Genomic DNA, 21,549 nt, shown 5'->3' on the forward strand with positions numbered 1-21,549 from the left:
TCCCCGGCCACGCTGCCGACTCGGCGCGTGGCTTCCATGGCCTGAAAAGGTCTCGACGAAACTTGATGGCCCTTTCAATCCTCTCCGGCCCGGGGTGGGGAAGGACGGCTGCGCGCCCTGGGTGCACGTGCCCCGGAGCGCCCGCGCTGCAAGCGCCGGCCACGGCGGGGCGCGGAGGTTGGGGGCAGGGTGCGGCGGCAGACAGCGATCCATCACGTAGCGGCCGTTGCTAAACCCCTAACCAGCCATGCTTTCCCGCGACCCCACGCACCAATTCTCCAAACGCATCCGCAAACCCGTCCATATTGAACAGGTCCGATTCGCGCCGACGCTCCGCCACCCGAGCACGCAACGCACCCAGTGCCGCTGGATCGCTCGCCAACGCCACCGCCGTGGCCACGAACGCAGCGTCATCGGCCACATTCATTTCATCCAGCCCCAGATGATGATTCAGGCTGCCGGCCACACGCGCGGCAAACGTCTGGCCAGGTGTGGTCAAGACCGGGCAACCTGCCCATAACGCATCGGAGGCGGTGGTGTGCGCGTTGTAAGGGTGCGTATCCAAAAACAGATCCGCATGTCGATAGCGCGCCAGATACTGCGGGTGCGGCAGTTTGGGCATGAAGACCAAACGCTGCGCGTGCACGCCCTGTGCCTGCGCTGCTGCACGCAATCGCGCATCCGCCTCACCCGGGCCGGACAGCAGCCACAGCACGCTGCCGGGCACCGCGCGCAACACCGCCAGCATGCGCGCCATGCTGCGTGGATTGAGCTTGTAACTGTTGTTGAAGCAGCACAGCACCACAGCGTGCTCAGGCAGCCCGCACTGCGCACGCGATGGCGGTTCGGCTACCGTGCGCGAGGTGTCCGATGGCTGGAAGGCGCGCGGCAAGCGCAGCACCTGCTCGCTATAGAACGGCTCAAGCGACGTCGGCAATGCAACGGTATCGCCAAGCACATAGTCCATCCACGGCGCGCCCGAGGTGCCCGGATACGCCAGCCAGTTGAGCTGCACCGGCGCCGGCCGCAATGCGAAGACTTCCGGCCGTCCGCCACCGCCCCAGCCGCGCAGATCGAACAACAGATCGATGCCCTGGTCGCGGATATGTTGCGCGGTTGCCAGATGCCCCAGCGCAGTGACCTCGTGCATGCGCGTTGCCTGCGCCAGGCGCGCGCGAATGTCGCTGCCATCGTCCGGGCTGGTTGCAAACAGCTGCACGTGCAGGTCCGGTTGGCGTTGCTGCAACGCTTCGAACAAGGCCACCGTCAGTAAGCCCGTCGGGTGGGCGCCAAAGCCGTTGGACACGAACCCGAGTTGCAGCGCGCCGCGGCTGCGCAGCGTGGACGCTGGCAGCGGGCGCACCGAGGAGGCAATGGCGTGCGCACGGGTACGGGCGCACGCCAGTTGCTCCGCGGCGCTGGCGTCCTCGCTCAGGAACGCGAAAGGCTCCACGGCCGCCTCGCCTTGTGTGACTGCGGCCCGCACCTGTGCAGCCAGTGAGTCCAGCTCGCGCCAATCGCATAAGCGGCGTCGCCAGTTGAGCAGTTGTGCGGTGATGTAGGGCTCGTCGGGCAGCAGCTTGTGGGCGCGCGTATAGGCGGCCGCAGCCTGTTCCGGTTGGCCTGCATCTTCGAGCGCGTGCCCAAGCCACAGGGCGATCCCCGGATGCTGCGGTACCAGGTCCGAGGCCTGTTGGAGCAGCGTGGCCGCTTCTGCATGGCGCTGCTGCGCCCAGCGCACCCGTCCCAGCCGCGCCACCGCTTCCGGATGGCCCGGATGCAGCGCCAGCGCGCGCTGCACGGCCGCCTCGCCGGCAGCGGTGACGCCCATGCCCAGCTCGGCATCGGCCAGCATCAACCAGGCGACGAAATCGCCGGGCTGGCGTCGCACTTGCTCGCGCAGCTGCAGCAGCTCGCGCGGGACTTGCGCACTCACGGGCTATCGCTCAACCGTGCCAGTTCGTCGGCTTGATGTTCGTGCAGCAGCCGCCCGATCAATGCATCCAGATCGCCTTCGATGATGTTGGGCAGGTCGTACAAGGTCAGCCCGTCGACGCGATGGTCGGTGATGCGACCCTGCGGAAAACTGTAGGTGCGGATGCGCTGGCTGCGGTCGCCGCTGCCCACCTGCAACTTGCGCGTCTGCGCTTCGGCCGCTGCCGCCTTGCTGCGTTCGGCGTCCAGCAGCTGCGCCTTCAACCGCTTCATCGCCTTGTCGCGATTGGCATGCTGGCTGCGCTCGGTCTGGCATTCCACCACCACGCCACTGGGCACGTGGGTGATGCGGATTGCCGATTCGGTCTTGTTGACGTGCTGGCCGCCCGCACCGGACGAGCGGAACGTGTCCACCTTCAGATCGGCCGGATTGATCGTGATCTCTTCCACGTCGTCGGCTTCGGGAATGATCGCCACCGTGGCAGCCGAGGTGTGGATACGGCCTTGCGATTCGGTTGCCGGCACGCGTTGCACGCGATGGGTGCCGGATTCGAATTTCAGGCGCGAATACGCACCGCGCCCGACCACCCGCGCCACCACTTCCTTGTAGCCGCCATGCTCGCCGGGGCTGTCGGATTCGATTTCCACCTTCCAGCCCTGGCGCTCGGCGTAGCGTGCGTACATGCGGAACAGGTCGCCGGCAAAGATCGCCGCTTCGTCACCGCCAGTGCCGGCGCGCACTTCCAGAAACAGGTTGCCGTCGTCGCGCGGATCACGCGGTACCAGCAGCGATGCAAGTTGTGCATCGAGTTGTTCCAGGCGCGCCTGTGCAGCGGCGATTTCCTCTTCGGCCAGTTCGCGCATCTCCGGGTCGTTGCGCAGCGCTTCGGCCGTGGCCAGGTCGGCCTTGGCGCGCGCCTCCTCTTCCAGCGCCATCGCCACCGGCTCCAGTTGCGACAGTTCGCGCGAGAGCGTACGGAACGTGTCGTTGTTGCCCACCACATCGGGGTCGGAGAGCAGGTGCTGCAGTTCTTCGCGGCGCTCGGCCATCGCTTCGAGCTTACGGCGCAGGGTCGGCGTCATCGGTCCTCACGATCGGGGTAGCTATGGGGGGGTGTTGGTAACCCGGCTTTTCCGGAAACAGCCGGTCGGCCGCAGTGGTCAATTCCAGGTCGTTGTTGAGCGCCGCATTGCGCAATGCGGCCGTGGGCGGATGCAACAAACGGTTGGTCAGCGCATGCGCCAACTGTTCCAGCACTTCGTCGGCCGGCTTGCCGTTGTGCAACTGCTGGCGTGCCTTGGCCAGCAGCTCGTCGCGGGTGCTATCGCCAAAGGCGCGCAGCCGTTTGAGGGGTGCCTGGCGCGCAGTGGCCTGCAGCATTTCGACATAGCGCGCCACTTGCAGGTCGATGATGGCTTCGGCCTGGTCGGCCGCTTCGCGGCGGCCACGGCGATTGTCTTCGACCGCGCGTTCCAGATCGTCCACCGTGTACAGGTAGGCGTCGCCCAACTCGCCTACCGAGGCCTCGATATCGCGCGGCACGGCCAGGTCGAACAGCAGCATCGGCTTGCGCTTGCGCGTGCGCAACGCCTGTTCCACCTGTGCGCGGGTCACCAGCGGCTCACGCGCAGCGGTGGCCGAAAACACCACATCCGCCTCGGCCAGGTGGCGTTCCAGATCGGTCAGCGGCAAGGCGAAGCCGCCGTGCTGGCTGGCCAGTGTCTGGGCATGGGCCAGGGTGCGGTTGGCGATCAGCAGGCGGCGCACGCGGCCTTCGCTCAGATGCTTGGCCGCCAGTTCGATGGTTTCGCCGGCACCGATCAGCAACACCGTCGACTCGTTGAGCCGGGCAAAGGAGTCCTGTGCCAGCCGCACCGCCGTGGATGCGACCGAAACCGGATTTGCGCCGACACGGGTGTCGGTACGCGCGCGCTTGGCCACCGAAAAGGTCTGTTGGAACAGCCGGTCCAACCCGCTGCCCAGCGCGCCGTGCGCCCGCGCCACCGCCCAGGCGTCCTTCACCTGGCCCAGAATCTGCGGTTCCCCCAGCACCATCGAATCCAGCCCGGTGGCGACGCGGAACAGGTGGCGCACCGCCTCGGCTTCCCGGTGCTGGTACAGATGACCGCTCAGCCCGGGCGCGTGCGTTTCCAGCCAGTTGACCAGGCTGTGCGCCTCGTCGGCCATTGCATACAACTCGGTACGGTTGCAGGTGGACAACAGCGCGGCCTCGCTTACCTGGGGTAGCGCACGCAGCGATTCGAGCGCGCGCGGCAGCGCATCACCTGCGAACGCCGCGCGTTCGCGCAGGTCCACAGGTGCGGTCTGGTGATTCAGTCCGAGCACCCACAACGTCATTGTTCAGTTGCTTGCGATAAGCTGGCGGCCATTCAGGGCCCCATTTTACGGCCCGGTTGCCCCCGATGCCTGTACCGATTCGCATCCTGAGTGTTCTTTTGCTGGTCGCAGTCTCCGCCAGCGCCACTGCAGCACCCAAGAAAGCACGGCCCGCTCCGCCCCCAGGCAATGCCGGCACCTCGTCGCTGGAACCCGTGCTGGCCGGCGAATTCGCCTTGCAGGCCGGGCAGCTGGACGATGCCGCGCGCGCCTACCTGGACGCCGCCAAGGCCGAAGCCGGCGATGCCGGGCTGGCCGAGCGCGCCGCCCGCATCTCCATGCTGGCCAACGACGACCCGCGCGCGATCGAAGCGCTGGCGTTGTGGCGCGCCCGCGCGCCGTCGTCGATGTCCATGCGCAGCACCGAGGCCTCGTTGGCGCTGCGCCGCAACGACCTGCGCACCGCGCGCCGCGATTTGCTCGGCTTGCTCAAGGAGCCCGATCCGCGTGGCTGGCGCTTTGCGCTGATCGCCCTGGCCAACGGCGGCCGCGAGCCGGAAGCCTCGGCCGATGTGCTCGAAGACCTGGTCAAGGCCGGCGCCATCCCGAATCAGATCGAAGCCTGGCAGGAATTCGGCCGGCTCGCGCTGCGCATGGAGCGCCCCGCGCTGGCCAAGCGCATCGTCGACGAGGTGGTACGCCGCTTCCCCGAAGAGCCGCGCGTGGCCTTGTTGCATGCCACCCAGTTGCAGCAGGAAGGCAAGAACGACGAAGCGCTGGCGCTGCTCAAGAATATCGAACCGCAGGCGGTCAAGGACTCCGAGCTGCGCGGCGCGCTGGCATTTGCCTACGACGCCATGGGCCAGACCGAAGCTGCTGCACGCGTGCTTTCGACCGGGCCGCAGGACACCCAGACCTATGGCTTGCGTGCCTCGATGCTGGCCAAGGAGAAAGACCGCAGCTCGCTGGAGGCGCTGTACGCCGAGCTCAAGAGCAACGCTACCAAGCCCGATCCGGACCGCCGTCTGCTGCTGGGCAAGATCGCCGAATTCCTCAAGCGCTACGACGAGGCGGTGGAGTGGTATCGCGGCGTGCCGGGTGGTCCGCAGGTCAGCGAGGCGCGTCTGCGCACCGCCAGTGCCTTGTACGAACTGGGCCGCAAGCCCGAAGCGCTTGCCGAAGCCCGCGCCCTGCAGGGCGACGCCAGTGCCGACGATGACGCGCGCCGCGACGCCTACGTGCTCGAAGCCGAGCTGCATCAGCGGGCCGACGATGCGCCGGGCGAACTGGATGCCTTCGAACGTGGCCTGGCCGCCTACCCGGACGATAGCGCGTTGCTGTACGCCCGCGGGCTGGCCTGGGAGCGGCGCGACGACGTCCCGCGTGCCGAGGCCGATCTGCGCAAGATCCTGGTGACCGAGCCGGAAAACGTCGCCGCGCTGAACGCGCTGGGCTACACCTTGGCCGACCGCACCACCCGCTACAAGGAAGCGTTGGCGCTGATCGACCGTGCCCGCACCGCCGACCCGGACAACCCGGCCATTGTCGACAGTTATGGCTGGGTGCTGTACCGGATGGGCCGCACCAAGGAAGCGTTGGTGCAGCTGCGCCGCGCCTGGGCGCTGGTCAAGGACCCGGAAATCGCGGCCCACGTGGGCGAAGTGCTGTGGGTCAGCGGCAAGCAGGACGAAGCGCGTCGCTACTTCGATGAAGCGCGCCGCCTCGACCCGGACAACCGTGCGCTGCAGCGCGCCGTGGAAAAGTTCGGGCTATGAGCAGGGCGGTTCGAACGCTGGCCCTGGGCGGGCTGGTCGGGCTGTCGGCCTGCGTCAGCGTGCCGCGCGGGCAGGGCAGTGGGGCGGCCGTGGCCGATCACGTCTCCGACAGTGCGCGCCAGGCCGAAGCCGCTCGCCAGGCCTGGTTGCAGGCGCACCCCAATTGGTCCTTCCAGGGCCGGGTGGCGATCAGCAAGGACCGCAATGGCGGCAGCGGCCGCATCGACTGGCAGCAGGATGGCCCACGCTACCGCGTGCAACTCAGTGCGCCGGTCACCCGGCAAAGCTGGGTGCTCACCGGCGACACCACCAGCGGCGCCGGCCGGCTGGAAGGGCTGGACGGCGGTCCGCGCAGTGGTCCTGATGCCGAGCAGGTGCTGCTGGAAGCAACCGGCTGGACCATCCCGGTCAACCAGATGCCTGCCTGGGTGCGCGCGCTGCGCATCGCCGACGCCGGTGCCGCACGCGTCGACCTGGATGCCGCCGGGCGCCCGCGCACCGTGCAGCAGGATGGCTGGACGATCGAATTTTTGGCCTGGACACCAGCCGGCGCCGACCAGCCCGAGCTGCCGCAGCGGATCGAAGCCCGCAACGGCGAGGCAAAGGTGCGCCTGTTGGTCGACCAATGGACCGTGTCGCCCTGATGGACGCGCCGGGCACTGATTGGTCGGCGTGGCCTGCGCCGGCCAAGCTCAATCTGTTTTTGCAGATCACCGGGCGCCGTGCCGACGGCTACCACCTGCTGCAGACCGTGTTCCGGCTGCTGGACTGGGGGGACACCGTTCATCTTCGCGTGCGTCGTGACGGCCAGATCCGCCGCCTGGGCGAGAGTCTGCCCGGCGTATCCGAAGACGATGACCTGGTGATCCGCGCTGCGCGCCTGCTGCAATCGGCAGCCGGCACCCAGGCGGGCGCGGAGATTCGGGTCGACAAGCGCATCCCCGCCGGCGGCGGTTTCGGCGGCGGTTCCTCGGACGCGGCGACCGTGCTGGTGGCGCTCAACGCCTTGTGGGGCCTGGGCCTGGCGGCCGATGTGCTGGCCGAGCTGGGCCTGCAGCTGGGTGCGGACGTGCCGGTCTTCGTGCGCGGCCGCAATGCCTGGGCCGAAGGCGTGGGCGAACAACTGACCCCGATTTCCCTGCCGGAAGCGGCGTATCTGCTGGTCGATCCCGGCGTTCATGTACCGACCCCGGCGTTATTTCGATCACAGGAATTGACGCGGGATGCTGCGCCCGCGAAAATAGCGGACTTCGCTTCCGGTTCCCTGCTCGACAATGCGTTCGAGCCGGTCCTGCGGCGCCGCGAACCCGCCGTCGAGGCCGTGTTCCAGGCGCTTTCCAGGGTCGGTACACCGCGTTTGACCGGGTCGGGAAGTGGCTGTTTCGTCGAGTTCGCCACGCGCGCTGCTGCAGAGCAGGCGCTGGCGCAGTTGCCGGGCAGCCTGCGGGCGTGGGTGGTGGAGGGTGCAGCGCACTCGCCATTGCTCGATGCGCTGGACGCGACACAGGTTTGATGCAGGGGCGTCGCCAAGAGGCCCAAGGCACCAGGTTTTGATCCTGGCATTCGTAGGTTCGAATCCTACCGCCCCTGCCAGTTTGTCGAGAAAGGCAGGTCCGCCTGCACCAGGTTTCACTGCAGATCCTTCTGCAATACCTCGCGCATCCTTGCGCGGGAATCGAACGAAAGCCCGGCATTGGTTCGGCTTTGTCCTGCTCCACCATCGATCCGCACGCTCTTCGCCGCCGCCCGAGAGATCTCATGCAAGACCAACGTAATCTGCTGGTGTTCTCCGGCAATGCCAACAAGCCGCTTGCCCAGAGCATCTGCAAGGAACTCGGCGTTCGCATGGGCAAGGCGTTGGTCACGCGCTTTTCCGACGGCGAAGTGCAGGTGGAGATCGAAGAGAGCGTGCGTCGGCAGGAAGTGTTCGTCATCCAGCCCACCTGCGCGCCCAGTGCCGAGAACCTGATGGAACTGCTGGTGCTGATCGATGCGCTCAAGCGCGCCAGCGCCCAGTCGGTGACCGCGGTGATCCCGTACTTCGGTTATTCGCGCCAGGACCGTCGCATGCGCTCCTCGCGCGTGCCGATCACTGCCAAGGTGGCTGCCAAGATGATCTGCGCCATGGAGGCGGACCGCGTGCTGACGGTCGACCTGCACGCCGACCAGATCCAGGGCTTCTTCGATGTGCCGGTCGACAACGTCTATGCCTCGCCGCTGCTGCTGGCCGACATCTGGCGCGCCTACGGCACCGACAACCTGATCGTGGTGTCGCCGGACGTTGGCGGCGTGGTGCGCGCACGCGCCGTCGCCAAGCGCCTGGACGACGCCGATCTGGCCATCATCGACAAGCGTCGTCCGCGCGCCAATGTGGCCACCGTGATGAACATCATCGGCGACGTGCAGGGCAAGACCTGCGTGCTGGTCGACGACCTGGTCGACACCGCCGGTACCTTGTGCGCAGCTGCCGCAGCGCTGAAGCAGCGCGGCGCGCTCAAGGTCGTGGCCTACATCACCCATCCGGTGCTGTCGGGTCCGGCGGTGGACAACATCAACAATTCGCAGCTCGACGAGCTGGTGGTCACCGACACGATTCCGCTGAGCGAAGCGGCGCGTACCTGCGCCAAGATTCGTCAGCTGAGCGTGGCCGAACTGCTGGCCGAGACCATCCGCCGTATCGCCTTCGGCGAATCGGTCAGCTCGCTCTACGTCGACTGATACCCCATTCGGTGCCCGGATTCCCGGGTGCCGCCACACGTCTCACCTGGTCGCGGGTGAGACGCTTCATCGCCGCGAGGCGGTGTTCCAACTAGGTAGTGAAATCCAATGGCAAAGACTCATGAAATCAAGGTCGAGCGCCGCGCTGACGAGGGGAAGGGTGCGAGCCGCCGCCTGCGTCATGCTGGCGTCATCCCGGCCATCGTCTACGGTGGCGAACTCGAGCCGGTCAGCATCCAGCTCAACCACGAGCAGATCTGGCTCGCCCAGCAGAACGAGTGGTTCTACTCGTCCATCCTGGACCTGAACCTCAATGGCGACGTGCAGCAGGTGCTGCTGCGTGACATGCAGCGCCATCCGTTCAAGCAGCTGATCATGCACATCGACTTCCAGCGCGTCAGCGCCAACGAGAAGCTCAGTGCTGCCGTGCCGCTGCACTTCATCAACGAAGCGTCTTCGCCTGCCGGCAAGTCGAGCGAAGTGGTCGTCACCCACGAACTCAACGAAGTCCAGGTGGTCTGCCTGCCGAAGGATCTGCCGGAGTTCATCGAAGTGGACCTCGGTGCACTGGAAGTGGGCAACGTGATCCACCTGTCCGAAATCAAGCTGCCGGCCGGTGTTGAAATTCCGGAGCTGAAGCTGGGCAAGGAACACGACGTTGCCGTGGTGGCTGCCAAGCATGTACGGATCGAAGAAGACGACGCTGCCGGCGAAGAAGGCAGCGAAGGCGCCGAGACCAAGTAATCCGTTGGCCGGTCCCCCGCATTGCGCGCGGGATCGGCTGCGGTCACTGGCATGTCTGCACTTCGTCTGATCGTCGGGCTGGGAAACCCCGGCCCGGAACACGCGCAAACCCGGCATAACGCCGGGTTTCGTTTCGTCGATGCCCTCATCGAGCGCAGTGGCGCCCGCTGGGCATTGGATAGCAAGTTGTTCGGCGAGACCGCCAAGGTCCAGGTCGCGGGACAACCGGTCTGGCTGCTCAAGCCGGCCACCTTCATGAATCTCAGCGGCAAGTCGATCACCGCCGCATTGCGATTCTGGAAGATCGAGCCGGAGCAACTGCTCGTTGCACACGACGAACTGGATCTTGCGCCGGGCATCGCGCGGCTCAAGTTCGATGGCGGTCACGGCGGGCAAAACGGCTTGCGCGACACCATTCGCCTGCTCGGGCACGGTAAATTTCACCGTCTACGCGTTGGCATCGGTCATCCCGGTCACAAGGACCGCGTGGTGCCCTGGGTGCTGGGACGGGCAGGGCGCGAGGACGACGCAGCGATCGGCGCTGCGGTGGATGCCGCCATCGATGTGCTGCCGCTGGCGATGGAAGGCAATTTCAACGAGGCGATGAAACGCCTGCATACCGAAAAAAAATAGAGAATGGGGAATAGGGAATGGACAGGGCGCTGCTCCTGCCATTCTCCATTCCCGATTCTCCATTCACTGGAAAACCCATGGGTATCAAATGCGGCATCGTCGGCCTGCCCAACGTCGGCAAGTCGACCCTGTTCAACGCGCTGACCAAGGCGGGCATCGCTGCGGCCAACTTCCCGTTCTGCACCATCGAGCCGAACGTCGGCATCGTGCCGGTGCCGGATCCGCGTCTCAATCAGCTGGCTGACATCGTCAAGCCGCAAAAGCTGATTCCTACTGCGGTCGAGTTCGTCGATATCGCCGGTCTGGTGGCTGGTGCGGCGAGTGGCGAAGGCCTAGGCAACAAGTTCCTGGCGCACATCCGCGAAGTCGATGCGATCACCCACGTGGTGCGTTGCTTCGAGAACGACGACGTCATCCACGTCAACAACAAGGTCGACCCGATCGCCGATATCGAAACCATCGATACCGAGCTGGCGCTGGCCGATCTGGATAGCGTGGAAAAGGCCCTCAACCGTGCCGAACGCAGCGCCAAGGGCGGCGACAAGGATGCAGCGGCGCGCAAGCCGGTGCTGGCCAAGTTGCAGGCCGCGCTGGCCGACGGCAAGGCGGGTCGTGCCGCCGGTCTGGACGATGAAGAAAAGGCACTGGTGCGCGATCTGTTCCTGCTGACGCTCAAGCCGGTGCTGTACATCGCCAACGTGCTGGAAGACGGCTTCGAGAGCAATCCGCACCTGGATGCGGTGCGTGCGCATGCGGCTGTCGAAGGTGCCGAAGTGGTGCCGGTCTCGGCGGCCATCGAAGAGGAGCTCTCGCAGCTGGACGATGCCGATCGCGACAGCTTCCTGGCCGATCTCGGCCTGGAAGAGCCAGGCTTGAATCGCGTCATCCGTGCGGCCTATACGCTGTTGGGCCTGCAGACCTATTTCACCGCAGGCGTCAAGGAAGTGCGTGCCTGGACGGTCAAGGCCGGTTCGACGGCGCCGCAGGCTGCCGCCGTGATCCATACCGATTTCGAGAAGGGCTTCATTCGCGCCGAAACGATCGGTTTCGACGACTTCATCAAGTACCGCGGCGAAGCCGGTGCGCGCGATGCCGGGCGCCTGCGCCTGGAAGGCAAGGAATACCGCGTCCAGGAAGGCGACGTGCTGCACTTCCGCTTCAACGTGTGATCGGCTGTGCGTGGCGCCTGACGCCGCGTATCGTTGAGAGTGAAGAATTGCTCAAAATTTTTGTTGACACTACATGCGTCCCACAACAAAATAACGGGCTGCTTCACCCCGAACCGAATATGCCTCGCGGCGCACCGGTCCGGTAGTAAAAGCTGGAGGGATACCCAAGCGGCCAACGGGGGCAGACTGTAAATCTGCTGGCTTACGCCTTCGGTGGTTCGAATCCACCTCCCTCCACCAGTTTCACGTTGTGGCATGCAGTTCCCGGCGCGGGAGTAGTTCAACGGTAGAACCTCAGCCTTCCAAGCTGATGGTGCGGGTTCGATTCCCGTCTCCCGCTCCATTGAACGCAAATGCATGGCATAATGCAAAACTCGCTCACGTAGCTCAGTCGGTAGAGCACCTCCTTGGTAAGGAGGAGGTCGAAGGTTCGATTCCTTTCGTGAGCACCATTACTCAATCGTCTTCAACTCCAAACGATTACCGAGACACGCACCCATGGCAAAAGCTAAATTCGAGCGCACCAAGCCGCACGTGAACGTCGGCACCATCGGTCACGTTGACCATGGCAAGACCACGTTGACCGCTGCGCTGACCAAGATCGGTGCCGAGCGTTTCGGTGGTGAGTTCAAGGCGTACGACGCTATCGACGCGGCGCCGGAAGAGAAGGCGCGCGGCATCACGATTTCGACCGCACACGTCGAATATGAATCCCCGACCCGCCACTACGCGCACGTTGACTGCCCCGGCCACGCCGACTACGTCAAGAACATGATCACCGGCGCAGCGCAGATGGACGGCGCGATCCTGGTGTGCTCGGCCGCTGACGGCCCGATGCCGCAGACCCGTGAGCACATCCTGCTCTCGCGTCAGGTCGGTGTGCCGCACATCGTGGTGTTCCTGAACAAGGCTGACATGGTCGACGACGCCGAGCTGCTCGAGCTGGTCGAAATGGAAGTGCGCGAACTGCTGAGCAAGTACGACTTCCCGGGCGACGACACCCCGATCATCCACGGTTCGGCGCGTCTGGCGCTGGACGGCGATCAGAGCGACATCGGCGTGCCGGCGATCCTGAAGCTGGTCGAGGCGTTGGATTCGTTCATTCCGGAGCCGACCCGCGACGTGGACCGTCCGTTCCTGATGCCGGTCGAAGACGTGTTCTCGATCTCCGGCCGCGGCACCGTGGTGACCGGTCGTATCGAGCGCGGCATCATCAAGGTGGGCGACGAAATCGAAATCGTCGGTATCCGCGACACGCAGAAGACCACCGTCACCGGCGTGGAAATGTTCCGCAAGCTGCTGGACCAGGGTCAGGCAGGCGACAACGCCGGTCTGCTGCTGCGCGGCACCAAGCGTGACGACGTCGAGCGCGGCCAGGTGCTGTGCAAGCCGGGTTCGATCAAGCCGCACACCGAGTTCGAAGCCGAAGTCTACGTGCTGTCCAAGGACGAGGGTGGCCGTCATACCCCGTTCTTCAAGGGCTACCGTCCGCAGTTCTACTTCCGCACCACCGACATCACTGGCGCCTGCCAGCTGCCGGAAGGCGTGGAGATGGTGATGCCGGGCGACAACGTGAAGATGGTCGTGACCCTGATCAACCCGGTCGCAATGGACGAAGGTCTACGCTTCGCCATCCGTGAAGGCGGTCGTACCGTCGGCGCCGGCGTGGTTGCCAAGATCATCAAGTAAGTGCCTGTATCCAGCTGCCTATGGGCGGCTGGATTCAAACGAATGGCGGGCCGGCTGAACCGCGGTCCGCCTTCGTTGTCTTGGGGTTTGCGGTAAACGAGTACATACGCCAGTAGCTCAATTGGCAGAGCAGCGGTCTCCAAAACCGCAGGTTGGGGGTTCGAGTCCCTCCTGGCGTGCCACTCCTCTTTCCGGCCCAGCGATTCGGGTCAGATCGGTAACTAGAGCCGGATGAATAGCAAAATCGAGCCTTCCAAGAGCGCGTCCTCTAGCGCTGATGTCGTTAAGTACGTTGTCTCCGCTGCCCTGGTGGTTGCGGGGCTTTTTGTGTGGTTCTGGTTCTCCGCTCCCGAGCGCGCGACCCAGCTGGGCGCGTGGACGCCGCAGTTGCGTGCGTTGGCTGTCATCGTTGGGTTGGTGGCGGGCGCATTTGTGTTTTTGGGTACCGGCAAGGGCCGGGAGACCCGCGAATTCCTGTCCGAATCCAGGTTCGAGTTGCGTAAGGTTGTCTGGCCGACGCGCCAGGAAGCTATCCGCACCACCTGGGTCGTGATTGTGGTTGTAATCATTCTGAGTTTGCTGTTGGGCGGCTTCGACTTTGTCATCCAGAAGCTCACGCAGTGGTTCCTGGCTCGTTGAGGAGAATCAAGCAGTGAAGCGTTGGTATGTCGTTCACGCCTATTCAGGCTTCGAAAAATCCGTTGCGCAGGCATTGCGTGACCGTATCGCGCGCGCCGAAATGGAAGACCGTTTCGGCGACGTGCTGGTGCCGACCGAAGAGGTCATCGAAATGCGCGCCGGCCAGAAGCGTCGGTCCGAGCGCAAGTTCTTCCCCGGCTACGTGCTGGTGCAGATCGAAACGCATGAAGAGGGCGGTATTCCGCGCATCGACAACGAAAGCTGGCACCTGGTGAAGGAGACTTCGAAGGTGATGGGTTTCATCGGCGGTACCGCCGACCGTCCTCTGCCGATTCGCGACGAAGAAGCGGATGCGATCCTGCAGCGAGTGCAGGATGGCGTCGAAAAGCCGCGTCCGAAGGTGTTGTTCGAGCCGGGCCAGATGGTGCGCGTCACCGAGGGTCCGTTCAACGACTTCAATGGCGTTGTCGAGGAAGTCAATTACGAAAAGAGCAGGCTGCGGGTTGCCGTGCTCATCTTCGGCCGCTCCACGCCGGTCGAGCTCGAATTCGGTCAGGTCGAGAAGGGCTGACCCTGCGGGCGCCAGCTAGGCGCTCGCCCCAAATGCTGCTATAGTGCGCGGCTCGCTGTCCTGGCGAACCGCCTGGAACCAATGGCTGCCGCATGGCGGCCATCTGCGTGTGTGGTCAACAACGTGAAGCCGGGACACGTGAATCCCGGTCCGATGGGGAGCCTGCAGGTCAGGCGCTAGCACCCGGAGAGTATTGAAATGGCTAAGAAGATTACTGCTTTCATCAAGTTGCAGGTCAAGGCCGGTCAGGCCAACCCTGCACCGCCGGTCGGCCCTGCACTGGGTCAGCGCGGTCTGAACATCATGGAATTCTGCAAGGCATTCAACGCCGCGACGTCGAAGCTGGAGCCGGGTCTGCCGACGCCGGTGATCATCACCGCGTATTCCGACCGTACCTTCACGTTCGTCACCAAGAGCACTCCGGCCAGCGTGCTGCTCAAGAAGGCCGCAGGCGTGACCTCCGGCTCGAAGCGTCCCAACACCGACAAGGTGGGCAAGGTGACGCGCAAGCAGCTGGAAGAAATCGCCAAGGTCAAGGAAGCCGATTTGACGGCAGCCGAGCTGGAAGCGGCGGTGCGCACGATTGCGGGTTCTGCCCGCAGCATGGGTTTGACGGTGGAGGGCTAAGACATGGCACAGAGCAAGCGCGTTAAGGCCATCACGGCCGCTGTCGTTCCGGGCAAGACCTATGCCTTCGAAGACGCAATCAAGATCCTGAAGACTGCCACCAAGGCCAAGTTCGTCGAGTCGATCGACGTCGCCGTGCGCCTGGGCGTGGACGCCAAGAAGTCCGACCAGCAGGTGCGCGGTTCCACCGTGCTGCCGGCCGGTACCGGCAAGAGCGTGCGCGTTGCAGTGTTCGCACCGGCAGGCGCCAAGGCCGACGAAGCCCTGGCTGCGGGCGCCGAGGCGGTGGGCATGGACGACCTGGCCGAGAAGATGCAGGCCGGCGATCTGAACTATGACGTGGTCATCGCGACCCCGGACGCCATGCGCGTCGTCGGTAAGCTGGGCACCCTGCTGGGTCCGCGCGGCTTGATGCCGAACCCGAAGGTCGGCACCGTGTCGGCCAATCCGGGCGAAGCGGTCAAGAATGCCAAGTCGGGCCAGGTGCGCTACCGCACTGACAAGGCCGGCATCATCCACTGCACGATCGGCAAGGCCAGCTTCGACGACGAAGCGCTGAAGTCGAACCTGCAGGCGCTGTTGCTGGATCTGGTCAAGGCCAAGCCGGCCACCTCCAAGGGTACCTACCTGCAGAAGGTGTCGGTCAGCTCGACCATGGGTCCGGGCGTGACGGTGGATCAGTCGAGCCTGTCGTTGAAGTAAGCGAATGCGTCCGGCGTCATGCGCCTGACGTATTTGGCAGTACAGCATTGTTTTTCCGGCCCGGGTCACCGTGTGCTGGGAGTCCGTTCCCTCCTTTGGGGTAACGGACATTTTGAAGGCGATCGCCGGCACGTCCGGCGGTAGCCGTCAAAGACCGCAGGCGCGGTCAGCGCAGATCGACGACGGGCACGGATGCTCGCACTGGCAAGGAGTCGCCGTCGATGCAGCGGGATCGCTTAATTGGTTCGTGTCGAACCGGCCGGCGTAGATGGTGTCGCCCTTCTGGAGCTTTCTGGTTTACGCGCGTCTGGGACATCCCGGATCGAGTCCACTCCAGGTCTAGAACGGCCACCAAAGGAACATCGGTCGATGTTCCCGGCTTCCAGGAAGGAGGCTGCCCTGGACCGCAACCGGCAGGAGCCGCGAGCGGAGTAGTTTGAAGCGGGGATGACGATTCGGTATGTGGGATCTGGCAACGGCGTGATCGCTGTGACGGATCCCGAAGTACCAATCCCGAATCCCGGCTTTAACGGAGGAGTGCAATGGCTCTCAATCTGTCCCAGAAGCAAGAAGTAGTCGCCGAGCTGGCAGACATCGCCGCCAAGGCCCACTCCCTGATCGCCGCCGAATACGCTGGCACCACGGTCTCCCAGATGACCGCGATGCGTAAGCAGGCCCGCGAAACCGGCGTGTTCTTGAAAGTTGTCAAGAACACCCTGGCCGCGCGCGCCGTTGAAGGTACTGATTTCGCTGTCGCTGCTGACAAGCTGGTCGGTCCTTTGCTGTATGCGTTTTCGATGGAGGAGCCCGGCGCAGCCGGTCGCCTGATCAAGGAATTTGCCAAGAGCAACGACAAGCTGCAGGCCAAGGTCGTGTCCATCGGCGGGGAACTGTTCCCGGCGGGTCACGTCGACGTGTTGGCCTCGCTGCCGACCCGTGACCAGGCCCTGGCCATGCTGGCCCGCGTGCTGTCCGAACCGGCTGCCATGTTCGCCCGTGCCGTCAAGGCCGTTGGCGACAAGCAGGGTGGTGGCGACGAAGCCGCCGCGCCGGTTGCCGAGACTGCCGAAGCTTGATGTCCTAGCGTTCGCTAGAACCCCAATCCAGAAAATCATTTAAAGGTAATCACAATGTCCCTTACCAACGAACAGATCGTCGACGCCATCGCCGAGAAGTCCCTGATGGAAGTGATGGAGCTGGTCAAGGCCATCGAAGAAAAGTTCGGCGTCTCCGCCGCTGCCCCGGTCGCTGCTGCTGCAGCTGGCCCGGCCGCCGTGGTTGAAGAGCAGACCGAGTTCAACGTGGTGCTGACCAACTGTGGCGCCAACAAGGTTGGCGTCATTAAGGCCGTGCGCGCCGTGACCGGCCTGGGTCTGAAGGAAGCCAAGGATCTGACTGAAGCCGGTGGCATGCTGAAGGAAGGCGCTTCGAAGGACGAAGCCGAGAAGATCAAGAAGGAACTGACCGAAGCTGGCGCGACTGTCGAAATCAAGTAAGCAGCACCTTGCATCGCCAGCGTTTCATGGTGATGCACTGAAGGCTGGGAGCGTAAAGCTCCCGGCCTTTGGCCGTTTCGGAGGGGAATCGGGATTGGACAATCGCAGTGCAACATCGCGCGATCATCCGATTCTCGATTCCCGATTCCCGGCCTCACCGAGTTGGTAGTTGGAAGTAGCGGGAGAAGGCGTGCTGGTGCCGGCAATACCAGCGACTTCCAACTGACAATTTTGTTATTTCAGGGCCGCCGCGATGTGGCCCCCGCAGCCTAGGGTGAAGACCTCATGACGTCTTATTCGTTCACCGAAAAAAAGCGTATCCGCAAGGACTTCGGTAAGCAGCGCTCGATCCTCGAAGTGCCGTTCCTGCTTGCCATCCAGGTGGATTCCTACCGCGAATTCCTGCAGGAAGACGTGGAGCCGAACAAGCGTAAGGACCTCGGTCTGCACGCGGCATTGAAGTCGGTGTTCCCGATTTCCAGCTACAGCGGCAACGCTGCGCTGGAGTACGTCGGTTACAAGTTGGGTCAGCCGGTGTTTGACGAGCGTGAATGCCGTCAGCGCGGCATGAGCTATGGCGCGCCGCTGCGCGTGACCGTGCGCCTGGTGATCTACGACCGCGAGTCGTCGACCAAGGCGATCAAGTACGTGAAGGAGCAGGAGGTCTATCTCGGCGAAATTCCGCTGATGACCGGCAACGGTACCTTCATCGTCAACGGCACCGAGCGCGTGATCGTTTCGCAGCTGCATCGCTCGCCGGGCGTGTTCTTCGACCACGATCGTGGCAAGACCCACAGCTCGGGCAAGCTGCTGTACAGCGCCCGCATCATTCCTTACCGTGGCTCGTGGTTGGACTTCGAGTTCGACCCGAAGGATGCGCTGTTCACCCGTATCGACCGTCGCCGCAAGCTGCCGGTGTCGATCCTGCTGCGCGCGCTCGGCTACAGCAACGAAGAAATGCTGGCCGAGTTCTTCGAGATCAACACCTTCCACATCAACCCGGACGAGGGCGTCCAGCTGGAGCTGGTGCCTGAGCGCCTGCGTGGTGAAACGCTGAACTTCGACCTGGCCGACGGCGACAAGGTCATCGTGGAAGCGGGCAAGCGCATCACTGCGCGCCACGTCAAGCAACTGGAAGCTGCCGGCGTTGCCGCGCTGGCCGTGCCGGACGACTACCTGGTCGGTCGCATCCTGTCGCACGACGTGGTCGATGGCTCCACCGGCGAACTGCTGGCCAATGCCAACGACGAGATCAACGAAGACCAGCTGGCTGCCTTCCGCAAGGCCGGCGTCGACGCGGTCGGCACCCTGTGGGTGAACGATCTGGATCGTGGTCCGTACCTGTCCAACACCTTGCGCATCGACCCGACCAAGACGCAGCTGGAAGCGCTGGTCGAAATCTACCGCATGATGCGTCCGGGCGAGCCGCCGACCAAGGAAGCGGCGCAGAACCTGTTCCACAACCTGTTCTTCACCTTCGAGCGCTACGACCTGTCCACGGTCGGCCGCATGAAGTTCAACCGTCGCGTCGGCCGCAAGGACGTGCTGGGCGAGTCGGTGCTGTACGACAAGAAGTACTTTGCCGAGCGTAACGACGAAGAATCCAAGCGCCTGGTCGCCGAGCACGCCGACACCTCCGACATCCTGGAAGTGATCAAGGTGCTCACCGAAATCCGCAACGGTCGCGGCGTGGTCGATGACATCGATCACCTGGGCAACCGTCGCGTGCGTTCGGTCGGCGAAATGGCCGAGAACGTGTTCCGCGTGGGCCTGGTCCGCGTCGAGCGCGCGGTCAAGGAACGCCTGTCGATGGCCGAGTCCGAGGGGCTGACCCCGCAGGAACTGATCAACGCCAAGCCGGTGGCCGCTGCGATCAAGGAATTCTTTGGTTCCTCGCAGCTGTCGCAGTTCATGGACCAGAACAACCCGCTGTCGGAAGTGACGCACAAGCGTCGCGTCTCCGCGCTGGGTCCGGGCGGTCTGACCCGCGAACGCGCCGGCTTCGAAGTGCGCGACGTGCACCCGACCCATTACGGCCGCGTCTGCACCATCGAAACGCCGGAAGGCCCGAACATCGGCCTGATCAACTCGCTGGCCGTGTTCGCCCGCACCAACCAGTACGGCTTCCTCGAGACGCCGTACCGTAAGGTGCTGGACGGCAAGGTCTCCGACGACGTCGAATACCTGTCGGCGATCGAAGAAAACGAGTACGTGATCGCCCAGGCGAACGCGCTGACCGATGCCAAGAACATGCTGACCGAGCAGTTCGTGCCGTGCCGGTTCCAGGGCGAATCGCTGTTGAAGCCGCCGTCCGAAGTGCACTTCATGGACGTCTCGCCGATGCAGACCGTGTCGGTCGCAGCGGCGCTGGTGCCGTTCCTGGAGCACGACGACGCCAACCGCGCACTGATGGGCGCCAACATGCAGCGCCAGGCCGTGCCGACGCTGCGTTCGCAGAAGCCGCTGGTCGGTACCGGCATCGAGCGTGCGGTTGCGCGCGACTCGGGTGTGACCGTCAATGCGCTGCGTGGTGGCGTGATCGAGCAGATCGACGCAGCCCGCATCGTGGTCAAGGTCAACGAGGCAGAAATCGGCGGCGGCACCGATGCCGGCGTGGATATCTACAACCTGATCAAGTACACCCGCTCCAATCAGAACACCTGCATCAACCAGCGTCCGCTGGTGAATGTGGGCGACGTGATCGCGCGCGGCGACGTGCTGGCCGACGGCCCGTCCACCGATATCGGTGAACTGGCGCTGGGCCAGAACATGCTGATCGCCTTCATGCCGTGGAACGGCTACAACTTCGAAGACTCCATCCTGCTCTCCGAGCGCGTGGTGGAAGAGGATCGGTACACCACGATCCACATCGAGGAACTGACCTGCGTTGCGCGCGACACCAAGCTGGGGCCGGAGGAAATTTCCGCCGACATCCCGAACGTGTCCGAGCAGGCCTTGAATCGTCTGGACGAAAGCGGCGTGGTGTACATCGGTGCAGAAGTGCGCGCCGGCGACATCATGGTCGGCAAGGTCACGCCGAAGGGCGAGAGCCAGCTGACCCCGGAAGAAAAGCTGCTGCGTGCGATTTTCGGCGAAAAGGCGTCCGACGTGAAGGACAGCTCGCTGCGCGTGCCCCCGGGCATGGACGGCACCGTCATCGACGTGCAGGTCTTCACCCGCGACGGCATCGAGAAGGACAAGCGCGCCCGCCAGATCGAGGAAAACGAGATCAAGCGGGTCAAGAAGGACTTCGACGACCAGTTCCGCATCCTGGAAGCGGCCATCTACGCGCGTCTGCGCTCGCAGATCGTGGGTAAGGTCGCCAACGGCGGCGCCAACCTGAAGAAGGGCGACACCGTCACCGACGCGTACCTGGACGGGCTGAAGAAGTCCGATTGGTTCCAGCTGCGCATGAAGGACGAAGACGCTGCCGACGCCATCGAGCGTGCGCAGAAGCAGATCCAGGCGCACGAGAAGGAATTCGAAGCACGTTTTGCCGACAAGCGCGGCAAGATCACTCAGGGCGACGACCTCGCACCGGGCGTGCTGAAGATGGTCAAGGTGTTCCTGGCCGTGAAGCGCCGTATCCAGCCGGGCGACAAGATGGCAGGCCGCCACGGCAACAAGGGTGTGGTCTCCAACGTGGTGCCCGTGGAAGACATGCCGTACATGGCCACCGGCGAGTCGGTCGACATCGTGTTGAACCCGCTCGGCGTGCCGTCGCGTATGAACATCGGCCAGATTCTGGAAGTGCATCTGGGTTGGGCCGCCAAGGGCCTGGGTCGCAAGATCCAGCGCATGCTGGAAGCCCAGGCCGCCGTCAGCGAGCTGCGCAAGTTCCTCAACGACATCTACAACCACGACAACGCGATCAATGCACAGCGCGTGGACCTGTCGCAGTTCAGCGATGAGGAATTGCTCAACCTGGGCAAGAACCTGATCGACGGCGTGCCGATGGCGACCCCGGTGTTCGACGGCGCCAGCGAAGCGGAAATCAAGCGCATGCTGGAACTGGCCGACCTGCCGCAGAGCGGTCAGACCCAGCTGTACGACGGTCGCACTGGCGAAGCGTTCGATCGCAAGACCACGGTCGGCTACATGCACTACCTGAAGTTGAACCACTTGGTCGACGACAAGATGCATGCGCGCTCGACTGGCCCGTACTCGCTCGTGACCCAGCAGCCGCTGGGCGGCAAGGCACAGTTCGGTGGTCAGCGCTTCGGTGAGATGGAAGTCTGGGCGCTGGAAGCCTACGGCGCGGCCTACACCCTGCAGGAAATGCTGACGGTGAAGTCCGACGACGTGCAGGGCCGCAACCAGATGTACAAGAACATCGTCGATGGTGAGCACGAGATGGTCGCGGGCATGCCGGAATCCTTCAACGTGTTGGTGAAGGAAATCCGCTCGCTGGCGATCAACATGGAACTGGAAGAGTGATCGAGACGGATCCCGGCGCCGCAATGCGCTGCCGGGATCCGGAACGTAACGCCCTCGGTTTCATCTCAGATACGAA

At 64.1% G+C, this 21,549-nt stretch carries 18 protein-coding genes and 5 tRNA genes; 20 read left to right on the forward strand and 3 right to left on the reverse strand.

Annotation, left to right across the window (positions count from 1 at the left end; translation table 11 throughout):
• Positions 1-229: 229 nt before the first annotated feature.
• From ACCQ16_RS04650 to hemA, 3 genes are read right to left on the reverse strand one after another with little or no spacing between them, the layout of a single operon-like run.
• Positions 230-1,936: an O-linked N-acetylglucosamine transferase, SPINDLY family protein gene (locus tag ACCQ16_RS04650; protein ID WP_209261718.1), complete on the reverse strand. Its 1,707-nt coding sequence runs from the start codon at positions 1,934-1,936 to the stop codon at positions 230-232.
• The gene (gene prfA / locus ACCQ16_RS04655; RefSeq protein WP_372380216.1) at positions 1,933-3,018 is read right to left on the reverse strand and encodes a peptide chain release factor 1; all 1,086 of its coding nucleotides are present in this window, start codon (positions 3,016-3,018) and stop codon (positions 1,933-1,935) included. The genes ACCQ16_RS04650 and prfA overlap by 4 nt, the downstream gene beginning before the upstream one ends.
• A complete protein-coding gene (gene hemA / locus ACCQ16_RS04660) occupies positions 2,996-4,294 on the reverse strand; it encodes a glutamyl-tRNA reductase (protein WP_372380217.1) in 1,299 nt (432 codons plus the stop codon). Before hemA ends, prfA begins: the two co-directional genes overlap by 23 nt.
• Before the next feature lie 65 nt (positions 4,295-4,359).
• On the opposite strand from hemA, the gene ACCQ16_RS04665 reads away from it, so the two are divergent.
• The 20 genes from ACCQ16_RS04665 (at position 4,360) to rpoB (ending at position 21,473) form a co-directional block, all read left to right on the forward strand.
• Positions 4,360-6,048 carry a tetratricopeptide repeat protein gene (locus ACCQ16_RS04665; RefSeq protein ID WP_071117517.1) on the forward strand — a complete coding sequence of 563 codons (1,689 nt, stop codon included), beginning with the start codon at positions 4,360-4,362 and terminating at the stop codon, positions 6,046-6,048.
• Positions 6,045-6,692, forward strand: coding sequence for a lipoprotein insertase outer membrane protein LolB (gene lolB, locus ACCQ16_RS04670; protein WP_057682254.1), 648 nt, complete (start codon positions 6,045-6,047; stop codon positions 6,690-6,692). Before ACCQ16_RS04665 ends, lolB begins: the two co-directional genes overlap by 4 nt.
• On the forward strand, positions 6,674-7,561 hold the full coding sequence (gene ispE, locus ACCQ16_RS04675) for a 4-(cytidine 5'-diphospho)-2-C-methyl-D-erythritol kinase (protein WP_008576042.1): 888 nt from the start codon (positions 6,674-6,676) through the stop codon (positions 7,559-7,561). Before lolB ends, ispE begins: the two co-directional genes overlap by 19 nt.
• Positions 7,562-7,564: 3 nt before the next feature.
• Positions 7,565-7,641, forward strand: a tRNA-Gln gene (locus tag ACCQ16_RS04680).
• A 165-nt stretch (positions 7,642-7,806) separates the two neighbouring features.
• Positions 7,807-8,766, forward strand: coding sequence for a ribose-phosphate diphosphokinase (locus ACCQ16_RS04685; RefSeq protein ID WP_003486761.1), 960 nt, complete (start codon positions 7,807-7,809; stop codon positions 8,764-8,766).
• Positions 8,767-8,874: 108 nt separating this feature from the next.
• Entirely contained in the window at positions 8,875-9,510 is a 636-nt protein-coding gene (locus ACCQ16_RS04690; protein WP_003486759.1) for a 50S ribosomal protein L25/general stress protein Ctc, read from the forward strand.
• Positions 9,511-9,561: 51 nt separating this feature from the next.
• Positions 9,562-10,143 carry an aminoacyl-tRNA hydrolase gene (gene pth / locus ACCQ16_RS04695; protein WP_008576043.1) on the forward strand — a complete coding sequence of 194 codons (582 nt, stop codon included), beginning with the start codon at positions 9,562-9,564 and terminating at the stop codon, positions 10,141-10,143.
• 77 nt (positions 10,144-10,220) lie between these two features.
• Positions 10,221-11,312, forward strand: a complete 1,092-nt coding sequence (gene ychF, locus ACCQ16_RS04700) for a redox-regulated ATPase YchF (RefSeq protein ID WP_029818762.1) — start codon at positions 10,221-10,223, stop codon at positions 11,310-11,312.
• Positions 11,313-11,466: 154 nt separating this feature from the next.
• Positions 11,467-11,552, forward strand: a tRNA-Tyr gene (locus ACCQ16_RS04705).
• 29 nt (positions 11,553-11,581) lie between these two features.
• Positions 11,582-11,655 (forward strand) — tRNA-Gly (locus tag ACCQ16_RS04710).
• 33 nt (positions 11,656-11,688) lie between these two features.
• Positions 11,689-11,764: transfer RNA gene (locus tag ACCQ16_RS04715), tRNA-Thr, on the forward strand.
• 46 nt (positions 11,765-11,810) lie between these two features.
• Positions 11,811-13,001, forward strand: a complete 1,191-nt coding sequence (gene tuf / locus ACCQ16_RS04720; RefSeq protein WP_003486726.1) for an elongation factor Tu — start codon at positions 11,811-11,813, stop codon at positions 12,999-13,001.
• A 106-nt stretch (positions 13,002-13,107) separates the two neighbouring features.
• A tRNA-Trp gene (locus tag ACCQ16_RS04725) sits at positions 13,108-13,183 on the forward strand.
• Positions 13,184-13,232: 49 nt separating this feature from the next.
• Positions 13,233-13,640, forward strand: a complete 408-nt coding sequence (gene secE / locus ACCQ16_RS04730; RefSeq protein ID WP_005917581.1) for a preprotein translocase subunit SecE — start codon at positions 13,233-13,235, stop codon at positions 13,638-13,640.
• Positions 13,641-13,653: 13 nt separating this feature from the next.
• Positions 13,654-14,211, forward strand: a complete 558-nt coding sequence (gene nusG, locus ACCQ16_RS04735) for a transcription termination/antitermination protein NusG (RefSeq protein ID WP_011346537.1) — start codon at positions 13,654-13,656, stop codon at positions 14,209-14,211.
• Positions 14,212-14,409: 198 nt separating this feature from the next.
• Positions 14,410-14,838, forward strand: a complete 429-nt coding sequence (rplK, locus tag ACCQ16_RS04740) for a 50S ribosomal protein L11 (protein WP_008574191.1) — start codon at positions 14,410-14,412, stop codon at positions 14,836-14,838.
• Between the two features lie 3 nt (positions 14,839-14,841).
• Positions 14,842-15,540 carry a 50S ribosomal protein L1 gene (gene rplA / locus ACCQ16_RS04745; protein WP_003486747.1) on the forward strand — a complete coding sequence of 233 codons (699 nt, stop codon included), beginning with the start codon at positions 14,842-14,844 and terminating at the stop codon, positions 15,538-15,540.
• Between the two features lie 542 nt (positions 15,541-16,082).
• A complete protein-coding gene (rplJ, locus tag ACCQ16_RS04750; protein WP_005930748.1) occupies positions 16,083-16,616 on the forward strand; it encodes a 50S ribosomal protein L10 in 534 nt (177 codons plus the stop codon).
• A 54-nt stretch (positions 16,617-16,670) separates the two neighbouring features.
• Positions 16,671-17,036, forward strand: a complete 366-nt coding sequence (rplL, locus tag ACCQ16_RS04755; protein ID WP_008574194.1) for a 50S ribosomal protein L7/L12 — start codon at positions 16,671-16,673, stop codon at positions 17,034-17,036.
• 285 nt (positions 17,037-17,321) lie between these two features.
• Positions 17,322-21,473, forward strand: coding sequence for a DNA-directed RNA polymerase subunit beta (gene rpoB / locus ACCQ16_RS04760; protein ID WP_029818764.1), 4,152 nt, complete (start codon positions 17,322-17,324; stop codon positions 21,471-21,473).
• Positions 21,474-21,549: the final 76 nt, after the last annotated feature.

It is taken from the genome of Xanthomonas sp. NCPPB 1062 (assembly GCF_041481705.2).
GTDB lineage: Bacteria > Pseudomonadota > Gammaproteobacteria > Xanthomonadales > Xanthomonadaceae > Xanthomonas > Xanthomonas euvesicatoria.

Coding starts and splice junctions, on each gene's coding strand:
- ACCQ16_RS04685 (WP_003486761.1), top strand. CDS start 7,807: ATGCAAGACCAACGTAATCTGCTGGTGTTCTCCGGCAATGCCAACAAG.
- ispE (WP_008576042.1), top strand. CDS start 6,674: ATGGACCGTGTCGCCCTGATGGACGCGCCGGGCACTGATTGGTCGGCG.
- secE (WP_005917581.1), top strand. CDS start 13,233: ATGAATAGCAAAATCGAGCCTTCCAAGAGCGCGTCCTCTAGCGCTGAT.
- rpoB (WP_029818764.1), top strand. CDS start 17,322: ATGACGTCTTATTCGTTCACCGAAAAAAAGCGTATCCGCAAGGACTTC.
- pth (WP_008576043.1), top strand. CDS start 9,562: ATGTCTGCACTTCGTCTGATCGTCGGGCTGGGAAACCCCGGCCCGGAA.
- ACCQ16_RS04665 (WP_071117517.1), top strand. CDS start 4,360: ATGCCTGTACCGATTCGCATCCTGAGTGTTCTTTTGCTGGTCGCAGTC.
- prfA (WP_372380216.1), bottom strand. CDS start 3,018: ATGACGCCGACCCTGCGCCGTAAGCTCGAAGCGATGGCCGAGCGCCGC.
- ACCQ16_RS04690 (WP_003486759.1), top strand. CDS start 8,875: ATGGCAAAGACTCATGAAATCAAGGTCGAGCGCCGCGCTGACGAGGGG.
- rplA (WP_003486747.1), top strand. CDS start 14,842: ATGGCACAGAGCAAGCGCGTTAAGGCCATCACGGCCGCTGTCGTTCCG.
- ychF (WP_029818762.1), top strand. CDS start 10,221: ATGGGTATCAAATGCGGCATCGTCGGCCTGCCCAACGTCGGCAAGTCG.
- tuf (WP_003486726.1), top strand. CDS start 11,811: ATGGCAAAAGCTAAATTCGAGCGCACCAAGCCGCACGTGAACGTCGGC.
- rplJ (WP_005930748.1), top strand. CDS start 16,083: ATGGCTCTCAATCTGTCCCAGAAGCAAGAAGTAGTCGCCGAGCTGGCA.
- rplK (WP_008574191.1), top strand. CDS start 14,410: ATGGCTAAGAAGATTACTGCTTTCATCAAGTTGCAGGTCAAGGCCGGT.
- lolB (WP_057682254.1), top strand. CDS start 6,045: ATGAGCAGGGCGGTTCGAACGCTGGCCCTGGGCGGGCTGGTCGGGCTG.
- rplL (WP_008574194.1), top strand. CDS start 16,671: ATGTCCCTTACCAACGAACAGATCGTCGACGCCATCGCCGAGAAGTCC.
- hemA (WP_372380217.1), bottom strand. CDS start 4,294: ATGACGTTGTGGGTGCTCGGACTGAATCACCAGACCGCACCTGTGGAC.